The sequence below is a fragment of the Rheinheimera sp. genome, assembly GCF_020217005.1.
In the GTDB taxonomy this organism is placed as follows: domain Bacteria; phylum Pseudomonadota; class Gammaproteobacteria; order Enterobacterales; family Alteromonadaceae; genus Pararheinheimera.
In genome coordinates this window covers 1-10,000 of sequence record NZ_JAIWOI010000288.1, presented here as the reverse complement: position 1 = coordinate 10,000, position 10,000 = coordinate 1, and the positions used below count along the sequence as shown (strand labels likewise).

The window sequence follows — 10,000 nt, the reverse complement described above, 5'->3', positions numbered from 1 at the left end:
TGTTTATGCAGCATAGAAGGGGATTTACATGTCTGAGATCGTCAATATCATCGCCCGTGAGATCATGGATTCACGTGGTAACCCAACAGTAGAAGCTGACGTTTTCCTGGCCAGTGGTGCTATGGGTCGTGGCTGTGCGCCATCAGGTGCTTCTACCGGCACCCGTGAAGCTTTAGAATTGCGCGATGGTGACAAAAGCCGTTATTTAGGTAAAGGTGTTCGCACTGCTGTGGCCAATATCGATGGTCCAATCAAAGCAGCCTTAATCGGCAAAAATGCGTATAAACAAGCAGAAATTGACCAGATCATGATCGATCTGGATGGCACAGAATCTAAATCCAAGTTAGGTGCTAACGCTATTCTGGCTGTGTCTTTAGCCGTAGCCCGCGCAGCTGCTGCTGATAAAAAAATCCCACTGTATCAGCACATTGCCGACTTAAACGGCACCCCTGGTGTATATTCCATGCCAGTTCCTATGATGAACATCATCAATGGTGGTGAGCATGCCGATAACAACGTGGATATTCAGGAGTTTATGGTGCAGCCTGTTGGCGCTAAAACCTTCGCTGAAGCTCTGCGTATGGGCGCCGAAATTTTCCACCAGCTGAAAAAAGAACTGCACAGTCAGGGCTTAAACACAGCTGTAGGTGATGAAGGTGGTTTCGCGCCAGATCTGAAGTCGAACGAAGAAGCTTTAACTGTGATCTCTAAAGCTGTCGCAGCTGCGGGTTACGAGCTGAATAAAGACATCACTTTGGCATTAGACTGTGCTGCTTCTGAGTTTTATGTCGATGGTAAATACAAACTGTCTGGCGAAGGTAAAGAATTCACTTCTTATGAATTCAACGACTTCCTGGCAGGTTTAGCGACCCGTTTCCCTATAGTTTCAATCGAAGACGGTTTGGATGAATCAGATTGGGATGGCTGGAAAGACATGACCAATAAAATGGGCAACAAAATCCAGCTGGTCGGCGACGATTTATTCGTCACCAATACCAAGATCCTGACCCGTGGTATTGAACAGGGCATTGGTAACTCTATCCTGATCAAATTTAACCAAATCGGTAGCTTAACTGAAACTTTAGCTGCTATTAAAATGGCGAAAGATGCGGGTTTCACTGCGGTTATTTCTCACCGTTCAGGCGAAACTGAAGATGCCTTTATTGCTGACTTAGCTGTAGGTACAGCTGCTGGTCAAATCAAAACTGGTTCTTTATGCCGTTCAGACCGCGTGTCTAAGTACAACCAATTACTGCGTATTGAGCAGGAGTTAGGTGCTAAAGCACCGTACCGTGGTCGTGTAGAAATTAAAGGCCAGGCGTAAGCCAATTAAAAATGGGGTCAGATCACATTATTTGCATGGCAAATAATGTGATCTGACCCCATTTTTGGATACCATCAACGGATGAAAAAACATTCAGCCGATCAACATCAGCTGTGGCAAGGCCCGGCGCAGGACCTGACTTATACAGAGCTTTGTAATGCTTTGTATGAACGGGAATTGATGCGTTACGCCAAAATGCCGCCCGAATTTTTAGCCAGTCTGCAAAAACGTTTAGCCAGTTTACCTTTTTATATCCGCCGTGCTGCCAGCAGTATTTTATCCAATAAATCCCCGCTTGAAATCGATAGCCAAAATGCCAGTTGGATGGGACGCCAAAACCCACAGTGTCCGGCCAAAGAGCAGGGCATAGAACAGATTGAACAGTTTTATTCAAAACACAAAAAATTAGCTTTGATAGTTCCTGTTTATCAGAGCCAGCAGGCGCAGGAAACAGTCTGGCTGGATTCAGTGGATGAAATTGATTTGGCAGGTCAAAGACTGCATTGTAATGAGCATGGCTGGTTTAGTTTTAACGGCACTCCTCTTACCGATGAAAATAGCGATAAATTCCTGCTCAAACCAACAAAAAGCTTAATGACAGCTGCTTGTTGTGGTCACCAATGGCTAAACGGCGAACGTAAAAGCCCACGGGTGCTGAGTTTAAGAGAATTGTTACTGGCCAGCCGGTTAAATTGGCAGAACTTTGCTAAGCCTTTTCAACCTTAAGCTGTATTTTTGTGCAGCAAGCCTTTATTTTCGGCCTTATTAGGGCTTTCCAGTCCGGCCGATAAGCTTCATAATACTTTCATCTCTGTATTTTTTGGTTTGATATGCGCCTGTTGGTTTTATTACTACTCACGCTGCTTGCAGCACTTCAGCACCGCTTGTGGCTTGGCCAGCATAGCGTGATGGAGTATTGGGCGCATAAAACTGAATTAGCCAAGATGGAACAACAAAATGAAATCCTGGCTAAACGGAATAAATTACTCAAAGCTGATGTGACTGATTTGCAAATAGGGCTGGATGCTATTGAAGAACGCGCCCGAAACGAATTAGGTTTAATAGGGCAAGACGAAGTATTTTTCCGGATCATTACCCCGCTGGATAAAAAATGACCGCTATTCCTGCTATTGCGACTGTGATCCCGGCCGCTGGTGTTGGCAAACGAATGAAGGCGGACAAGCCCAAGCAGTATCTGCCACTTTGCGGAGCTACAGTACTTGAGCAAACTCTGCATCGCTTAAAACAAGTCCCTGCATTACAACAGTTTTATCTGGCGTTAAGTCCGGATGATCCTTATTTTCCTACATTGCCTCTGGCGACTGACCCTCAAATCCATCGGCTGGATGGTGGAGCGGAGCGTGCTCATTCAGTGTTGAATGCCTTGCTGCAGATCGATGCTGACGTCTTCCCCTGGGTGTTAGTGCACGACGCCGCTCGCCCTGTAGTGCGGGTCAGCGATATTGAACTGCTTATCGCGAGCTGTCTGCAAAAAGCTCAGGGCGGCATTTTGGCGACTCCAGTGCGTGATACCATGAAACGTGGCTCTGACAGAGTTCAGCACACGGTCGACAGGGCTGATTTATGGCATGCCTATACGCCACAGTTGTTTCCTACCGCTCTGCTTAGAGAGGCCCTGCAACAAGCCTTACTTGAAGGGGTGGCCATTACCGATGAAGCCAGTGCTATGGAGTGGGCCGGATGGCCAGTGCAGTTAGTGCAGGGGCATGCTGACAATATTAAAATTACCCAGGCTGAAGATTTAGCTTTGGCCGCATTTTATCTGGAGCATTCTGTATGATGCCATTTCGTATTGGCCACGGTTTTGACGTGCACGCTTTTGGTGGTGAAGGCCCTGTCACTTTGGGTGGTGTAAAAATTCCCTACGAGCAAGGTTTGTTGGCACATTCAGACGGTGATGTCGTATTGCATGCGGTGTCTGATGCCTTATTAGGAGCTCTGGCTCTAGGGGACATTGGTCATCATTTCCCGGATACAGACGCTGCATTTAAAGGCATAGATAGCCGGATTTTGCTGCGTAAAGTTTTTGCTGATGTCAAAGCCTTAGGGTATGAAGTAGGTAATCTGGATGTGACTATCATGGCGCAGGCCCCAAAAATGGCGCCTCATGTTGATGCGATGCGTGCTTGTATTGCTGAAGATCTGGTGTGCGGTCTATCGCAAGTGAATGTCAAAGCCACCACCACTGAAAAGCTGGGTTTTGTTGGCCGCAAAGAAGGCATAGCCGTTGAAGCTGTAGTGCTGTTGGTGAAGTCCTGATGACTTTTGCTAAAGAAGCCACAGCAGTCGAATTACCAAAGCTCAGTTACCTCTATGGTCGGCCTGAAACCACTGCGTTGTTACGGGTACAGCCTGATGATTTTATTGTGCATGAAGAGCTGAGTTTTACGCCCACAGGGGCGGGCGAACATATGCTGTTACTGGTGGAAAAAATTGGCCAGAATACTCAGTATGTCGCCAAACTGTTGGCTGAATTAGCTGGTTGCAAAGCACGGCAGGTCAGTTATGCCGGCTTAAAAGACCGACATGCGGTGACCCGTCAGTGGTTTTGTCTGCCAGTGCCTATTAAGCAACAACTGAACTGGCAGGCATGGAATATCGAAGGCGTTAAAATACTCGATACCATCCGGCATCAACGCAGGTTAAAGTTAGGGTCGATCAAATACAACGAATTCACCCTGACACTGCGGGAGGTCACTGATATTCCCGCTTTGCTGCAACGGCTTGAATTGGTGAAACAAGGTGTGCCTAACTACTATGGTGAACAACGTTTTGGCATACAGGGTGGCAATTTGCGTTTAGCCGACCAACTATTTTCCGGCGGTGGTATTGAAGACCGGAAAATTCGTGGATTAGCCTTGTCTGCCAGCCGTTCGTTTTTGTTTAATTTACAAGTCGATGCTCGTGTCAAGGCTGGCACTTTTAATCAGCTTCTCAATGGCGAGGTGGTGCAGCTGGATGGTTCAGGCTCAATTTTTAAAGTGCCTGAAGTTGATGAAACCTTGAGTCAAAGGTTACTGGATGCCGACATTCACCCAACGGCAGGCTTACCAGGCTTAGGTGAGCCGTTAGTTACTGCGGATGCTCTGAAGTTTGAGCAACACAATCTGGCGCCATGGCAGCATTGGGTCGACAAACTTGCACAGATGAATGTCAGGGCCGAGCGGCGCAGCATCAGAGTCTTGCCAGCAGATTTAAAGGCTGAGGCACAAGGTAACAATGTAAAAGTAAGCTTTAAACTCTATTCTGGTTGTTTTGCCACCTCTGTATTGAGAGAACTGGTGGATTATCAGGATGTACAACGTAATTACGCCACTTTGGATTAAATGGTTTGAATGGCGACGGCGGGTGATGAATGCGGATTTTATTGAGTAACGACGATGGCGTGTACGCCAAAGGCATTCAGGTATTGCAGCAAGCCTTATCTGAAATTGCAGAAGTGACCACTGTAGGACCAGATCGCAATTGCAGCGGCGCCAGTAATTCCCTGACGTTGCTAAACCCTTTGCGTACACAACAACTGGATAATGGTTTTATTGCCGTCAATGGCACTCCAACAGACTGTGTGCATTTGGCTATTAGTCAGCTACTGACTGAAACTCCGGATCTGGTGGTGGCAGGTATTAATCATGGCGCCAATTTAGGGGACGACGTGCTTTATTCAGGTACTGTTGCGGCAGCGACAGAAGGCCGGCACTTAGGTTTACCCGCTATTGCAGTCTCTTTGGCTGGAAGGGATGAGCAGCATTTTGCTACCGCTGCTTATGTCACAGTCCAGGTGATCAAAAAGCTTAAATCTCATCCTTTGCCTGCGGATCAAATATTAAATATTAATGTACCAGCTGTTCCTCTTGACCAATTAAGAGGCATACAAGTAACGCGTTTAGGCCGGCGTCATAAAGCTGAAACTATGCAAAGTTCAACGGATCCATGGGGCAGGGCCATTTACTGGTACGGATCTTTAGGGCCAGAGTTGGATGCTGGTCCTGGTACAGACTTTTATGCTATAGCCCAGGGTTATGCTTCTATCACGCCTTTGCATGTGGATATGACGGCCTATCGTAGTATGGAATTATTAACGGATTGGTTAGATGGAATTGAGTGTTAAGTTATGGCAGTAGTGACCCATCGCAGTGCCTCAGTATTGGCACAGAAACTTCAACAGGATGGTATTCAGGACCCACGAGTCTTAGCTGCCATAGCGCAAACGCCAAGACACTTGTTTGTCGAAGCTGTACTTGCGCACAAGGCCTATGAGAATACAGCTTTACCTATAGGTCAGGGCCAAACCATTTCGCAACCTTATATAGTGGCGAAAATGACGGAATTGCTGCTGCAATCCCAACAATGTCAAAAGGTACTGGAGATTGGCACTGGATCTGGTTATCAGACAGCTGTACTGGCCAGATTATTTTCACAGGTTTGTAGTGTAGAGCGGATAAAGTCATTGCAGTTTCAGGCAAAACGCCGGCTGCAGCAGCTGGATTTACACAATGTATCGATGAAACACGGAGACGGCTGGCTGGGTTGGGCCAGTAAAGCGCCTTTTGACTGTATTATAGTGACTGCAGCGCCACACGAGGTGCCACAAGCCTTGCTGCAACAGTTGGCTGAGGGCGGACGCTTGGTTATCCCTGTTGGTGCACAGGAACAAGTGCTCAGGGTCTTTACCCGTATAGGCGACGAGTTTGAGCAAAAAGATGTGGAAGCCGTACGTTTCGTGCCGTTAGTGCCTGGCGAACTGGCCTGATTTATTTAGAAAGGAAGAGTACTTGAAAATTTTTCAATGGATGTACGACAAAGCCTTAGTTTGGGCCAAACACCGTCATGCGGAACGTTATCTGGCCGGCTTAAGTTTTACTGAATCCGTAATATTTCCTATACCACCAGACGTGATGTTAGCGCCAATGGCGTTGGCGCAACGAGACAAAGCCTGGCGTTTTGCCTGGATCACTACGCTGTTTTCAGTGTTTGGCGGTATTTGTGGTTACTTCCTTGGATTATGGCTGTATGAACCACTAGTACTGCCTGCCGTCGAATACATGGGCCATCAGCAAACCTTTGCCAAAGTAGAACAATGGTTCACAACTTATGGCGTTTGGGTGGTATTTATTGCCGGTTTCTCTCCTATTCCCTACAAGTTGTTTACTGTAGGCGCAGGTTTGATGAATTTGGCCTTCCTTCCATTTGTTATTGCCTCTTTTGTTGGCCGCGCCAGTCGGTTTTTTCTGGTGGCTGGGCTAATGTACTGGGGGGGCGAAAAAATGCAGCAAAAACTACGCGATATTGTCGACTGGTTAGGCTGGGGAACCGTGGCTCTGGCTGGTATTTTGTATCTGGTGTATCGCTAGCTGATGAAAGGTTTTAGTGTCTGCTGCCTCGCTGTGTTTTTAGCTGCTTGTAGTTCAAGAGAATCACCAGCACCTGTAACGACCTTAGACGATATCAAAAATTATTATAAAAAATATCCTCAGGGAGAAAAGGCTTCAGGCTACATGGTGCAGGCTGGTGATACCTTATATTCCATTGCATTTCGGGCCGGCATGGATTACCGGGAACTTGCCCAACTAAACAATATTTCTGCACCATATCGTATATATGTTGGTCAAACCTTACAATTCGATAACAAAAAATATACATCAATGGACGGTGAACAGCGGTTTTCTTCAGTTAAAGTGCCAAAAACAGCGCTGGGTGCTGTAAATAATACTCCACAAACCCAAAGTAAATTAACAACTGCTAACAAAGCTATTGCGCCTGACAATCAAACGGGTTATGTTCAAAAGCAGACAGTAAAGGAAAACGCAACGTCAGCAGAAAATTCTGTTTCCAGTTCTAAAGTGCAATGGGTTTGGCCTGTCCGTGGGCCACTGTTAGCATCGTTCTCAAATGCAGAACATGGGAATAAAGGACTGGATATAGGAGGAAAAGCAGGAACTCCTATTAAAGCTGCAGCAGCAGGGGAAGTGGTTTATGCGGGTAATGCATTAAGAGGCTACGGCAATCTGGTGATTATCCGACATAATGACGACTTCTTAAGTGCTTATGCTCACAATAGAAAACTACTGGTGAAAGAGCGTGATACTGTTGTCAGCGGGCAAACCATAGCTGAAATGGGTGATACTGATGCAACCTCTGTCCGGTTGCACTTTGAAATCCGTTTTCGCGGTAAGTCTGTGGATCCTAAGCGGTACTTAAAATAATAATATAAAAATAAATATCACCCCGAAAGGGCGAAGAGGTAAGGAAACCGGGCAGTTCAGGTGATACCCAAAGCTTGTAGAAGTGGGAGAAGGAAATGGGCCATAAAGATGACGATGATGTAATAGAATTTAAAGAAGCCGAATTAACGGATGACGTTATTTTAGCCGATGATGATAATGTAGAACCCGATTTAGCTGCTTTAGCAGCAGAAGAAGACAATACCCCTGACGACGTTTTTACCGCCAATGATAGCCAACGAGCTATGGACGCGACTCAGATTTATCTGGGTGAGATTGGTTTTTCCCCTTTATTATCCGCTGAAGAAGAAGTTTATTTTTCCCGTCTAGCCCTCAAAGGCGACAAAGCTGCCCGTAAACGTATGATTGAAAGTAATTTACGTTTAGTGGTAAAAATTGCCCGTCGTTATATCAATCGTGGTTTAGCTTTATTGGATCTGATTGAAGAGGGCAATCTGGGCCTGATCCGGGCTGTCGAAAAATTTGACCCCGAACGTGGTTTCCGTTTTTCAACCTACGCCACCTGGTGGATCCGCCAAACGATAGAGCGGGCCATTATGAATCAGACCCGCACCATACGATTACCTATTCATGTGGTGAAAGAGCTGAATATTTACCTGCGTGCTGCCCGTGAGCTGTCGCAACGACTGGATCACGAGCCTACGCCGGAAGAAATTGCAGCAGCGCTGGATAGGCCAGTTGAAGAAGTCCGTAAGATGTTAAAGCTGAACGAAAAAATAACCTCAGTGGATACTCCGGTGGCAGGCTCTTCTGAAAAGCAGTTGCTTGATGTATTAGCGGATGAAAAAGAACTAGGTCCTGAGACTGAATTACAGGATGCGGATATTCGCCAGCATCTGGTGATTTGGCTGGATGAGCTCAATGCAAAACAACGCGAAGTTCTGGCACGACGTTTTGGCTTATTAGGCTATGAGCCGTCGACGTTGGAAGATGTAGGTAAAGAAATTGGTTTAACCCGAGAAAGAGTCCGGCAAATTCAAGTGGAGGCACTGCGCCGTCTACGTGAAATTGTTACTCATCAGGGCCTGAATATCGAAACCTTATTTCAGGAATAGTTATAAAAATGGGGTCAGATCACATTGTTAACAAAACAGTTAACAATGTGATCTGACCCCATTTTTTTGGGCTGGCATAACCCTTGCTCGTTCTTGATACAGAACAAAAACAGCAGGCCTTGAACCGATGTTGTTCGGGTGGTATCGGACGGGAAGGAGTCGCCAATGGGTGCAAAAAGTTTTGGGCACTATCAGCAAATCGATCAGTGTTTTGATGAACTGGTGCAGGCAGACGGACAAATAAGACCGCCAGCTGCGGCTATTGCACGTTTTATAGATCGTCACGGTTCGGCTGAACTAATTCAAAGACAACAGCAGTTAAATCAAACGATTAGCGCTATGGGCGTCTGTTTTACTCTGTATTCAGACGGCGATAATATCGATCGTTGCTGGCCTTTGGACGTCATGCCCCGCACTATCCCCAGCTCAGAATGGCAAAAAACCAGCGCAGGACTGAAGCAACGTTTAGCCGCTTTAAATCTGTTTATCGACGATTTGTATCACGATCAGCGTATTCTGAAGGATGGCATACTCCCAGCTGATTTAGTGCTGGATTCCCGCAACTACCTTGCACCATGTAAGGGCATTTCGCCCCGTTATGGGGTGTGGGCCAATATTTGTGGGACTGATTTGGTGCGCGATGGTTCTGGCCAGTTTTTAGTGTTGGAAGATAACTTGCGGGTGCCGTCCGGTGTGTCCTATATGCTGGAAAACCGTACTGTGATGAAACGCGTCTTTCCTGAATTGTTTGCCGACTCTTTTATCTACCCTGTAGACGACTACCCGCATCAACTCTGGCGTATGCTGGCATCATTATCGCCTCGTCCCGGTGATGTGCCTTGTATAGTATTGCTGACCCCAGGTGTTTATAACTCAGCTTACTTTGAGCATAGCTTTTTGGCCCAGCAAATGGGGGTTGAGCTGGCTGAGAATACCGATTTACTGGTGCAGGACGACATTGTTTATTTAAAAACTCTGCATGGCCTGCAGCGTGTGGATGTGATTTACCGCAGGGTAGACGATGTGTTTATCGACCCACTGGCGTTTCGGCCCGATTCAGTCTTGGGTATTCCAGGTTTAATCAAAGCCTGGGCCAAAGGCAATGTGTCTATTGCCAATGCGCCCGGTTCAGGCGTGGCCGACGATAAAGTGATTTACGCTTATGTGCCGCAAATCATCAATTATTATCTGGGCGAACAGCCGCTGATCGATAATGTTCCGACTTACTTATGTCTGGATCCCAAACAGCGTGAGTACGTGTTGGCAAACCTGGATCAACTGGTGGTGAAACCTGCGAATGAATCCGGTGGTTACGGCATTTTAATAGGCCCACGCTCTAGCAAGGAAGAGCAACAACA

12 protein-coding genes are annotated in these 10,000 nt (G+C 46.7%); all 12 read left to right on the top strand.

The annotated features are described in order from the left end of the window. The first annotated feature begins 28 nt into the window (after nt 1-28). Nucleotides 29-1,324, top strand: coding sequence for a phosphopyruvate hydratase (eno, locus tag LDL40_RS14040; RefSeq protein ID WP_127020624.1), 1,296 nt, complete (start codon nt 29-31; stop codon nt 1,322-1,324). An 81-nt stretch (nt 1,325-1,405) separates the two neighbouring features. Then, entirely contained in the window at nt 1,406-2,050 is a 645-nt protein-coding gene (locus LDL40_RS14035; RefSeq protein ID WP_300996014.1) for a hypothetical protein, read from the top strand. A 104-nt stretch (nt 2,051-2,154) separates the two neighbouring features. Further along, complete coding sequence (gene ftsB, locus LDL40_RS14030) at nt 2,155-2,439, top strand: cell division protein FtsB (RefSeq protein ID WP_300996013.1); 285 nt, start codon at nt 2,155-2,157, stop codon at nt 2,437-2,439. After that, nucleotides 2,436-3,125, top strand: coding sequence for a 2-C-methyl-D-erythritol 4-phosphate cytidylyltransferase (gene ispD / locus LDL40_RS14025; RefSeq protein WP_300996012.1), 690 nt, complete (start codon nt 2,436-2,438; stop codon nt 3,123-3,125). The genes ftsB and ispD overlap by 4 nt, the downstream gene beginning before the upstream one ends. Next, nucleotides 3,122-3,604 carry a 2-C-methyl-D-erythritol 2,4-cyclodiphosphate synthase gene (gene ispF / locus LDL40_RS14020; RefSeq protein WP_300996011.1) on the top strand — a complete coding sequence of 161 codons (483 nt, stop codon included), beginning with the start codon at nt 3,122-3,124 and terminating at the stop codon, nt 3,602-3,604. Before ispD ends, ispF begins: the two co-directional genes overlap by 4 nt. Next, nucleotides 3,604-4,671, top strand: a complete 1,068-nt coding sequence (truD, locus tag LDL40_RS14015; protein ID WP_300996010.1) for a tRNA pseudouridine(13) synthase TruD — start codon at nt 3,604-3,606, stop codon at nt 4,669-4,671. The genes ispF and truD overlap by 1 nt, the downstream gene beginning before the upstream one ends. A 29-nt stretch (nt 4,672-4,700) precedes the next feature. Further along, entirely contained in the window at nt 4,701-5,453 is a 753-nt protein-coding gene (gene surE, locus LDL40_RS14010; protein WP_300996009.1) for a 5'/3'-nucleotidase SurE, read from the top strand. Nucleotides 5,454-5,456: 3 nt separating this feature from the next. Further along, a complete protein-coding gene (locus tag LDL40_RS14005; RefSeq protein WP_300996008.1) occupies nt 5,457-6,095 on the top strand; it encodes a protein-L-isoaspartate(D-aspartate) O-methyltransferase in 639 nt (212 codons plus the stop codon). A 22-nt stretch (nt 6,096-6,117) separates the two neighbouring features. Continuing rightward, complete coding sequence (locus tag LDL40_RS14000; protein WP_300996007.1) at nt 6,118-6,696, top strand: YqaA family protein; 579 nt, start codon at nt 6,118-6,120, stop codon at nt 6,694-6,696. Nucleotides 6,697-6,699: 3 nt separating this feature from the next. Beyond that, nucleotides 6,700-7,548, top strand: coding sequence for a peptidoglycan DD-metalloendopeptidase family protein (locus LDL40_RS13995; protein ID WP_300996006.1), 849 nt, complete (start codon nt 6,700-6,702; stop codon nt 7,546-7,548). Nucleotides 7,549-7,643: 95 nt separating this feature from the next. Beyond that, nucleotides 7,644-8,642 carry an RNA polymerase sigma factor RpoS gene (gene rpoS, locus LDL40_RS13990; protein ID WP_300996005.1) on the top strand — a complete coding sequence of 333 codons (999 nt, stop codon included), beginning with the start codon at nt 7,644-7,646 and terminating at the stop codon, nt 8,640-8,642. 165 nt (nt 8,643-8,807) lie between these two features. Next, nucleotides 8,808-10,000, top strand: a 1,193-nt coding sequence (locus tag LDL40_RS13985) for a circularly permuted type 2 ATP-grasp protein (protein ID WP_300996004.1), incomplete at its 3' end; no start/stop codon positions are given.

Bases quoted from the DNA above. Each gene is read 5' to 3' on its own strand.
- eno (WP_127020624.1), top strand. From the start codon at position 29: ATGTCTGAGATCGTCAATATCATCGCCCGTGAGATCATGGATTCACGT.
- LDL40_RS14035 (WP_300996014.1), top strand. From the start codon at position 1,406: ATGAAAAAACATTCAGCCGATCAACATCAGCTGTGGCAAGGCCCGGCG.
- ftsB (WP_300996013.1), top strand. From the start codon at position 2,155: ATGCGCCTGTTGGTTTTATTACTACTCACGCTGCTTGCAGCACTTCAG.
- ispD (WP_300996012.1), top strand. From the start codon at position 2,436: ATGACCGCTATTCCTGCTATTGCGACTGTGATCCCGGCCGCTGGTGTT.
- ispF (WP_300996011.1), top strand. From the start codon at position 3,122: ATGATGCCATTTCGTATTGGCCACGGTTTTGACGTGCACGCTTTTGGT.
- truD (WP_300996010.1), top strand. From the start codon at position 3,604: ATGACTTTTGCTAAAGAAGCCACAGCAGTCGAATTACCAAAGCTCAGT.
- surE (WP_300996009.1), top strand. From the start codon at position 4,701: ATGCGGATTTTATTGAGTAACGACGATGGCGTGTACGCCAAAGGCATT.
- LDL40_RS14005 (WP_300996008.1), top strand. From the start codon at position 5,457: ATGGCAGTAGTGACCCATCGCAGTGCCTCAGTATTGGCACAGAAACTT.
- LDL40_RS13995 (WP_300996006.1), top strand. From the start codon at position 6,700: ATGAAAGGTTTTAGTGTCTGCTGCCTCGCTGTGTTTTTAGCTGCTTGT.
- rpoS (WP_300996005.1), top strand. From the start codon at position 7,644: ATGGGCCATAAAGATGACGATGATGTAATAGAATTTAAAGAAGCCGAA.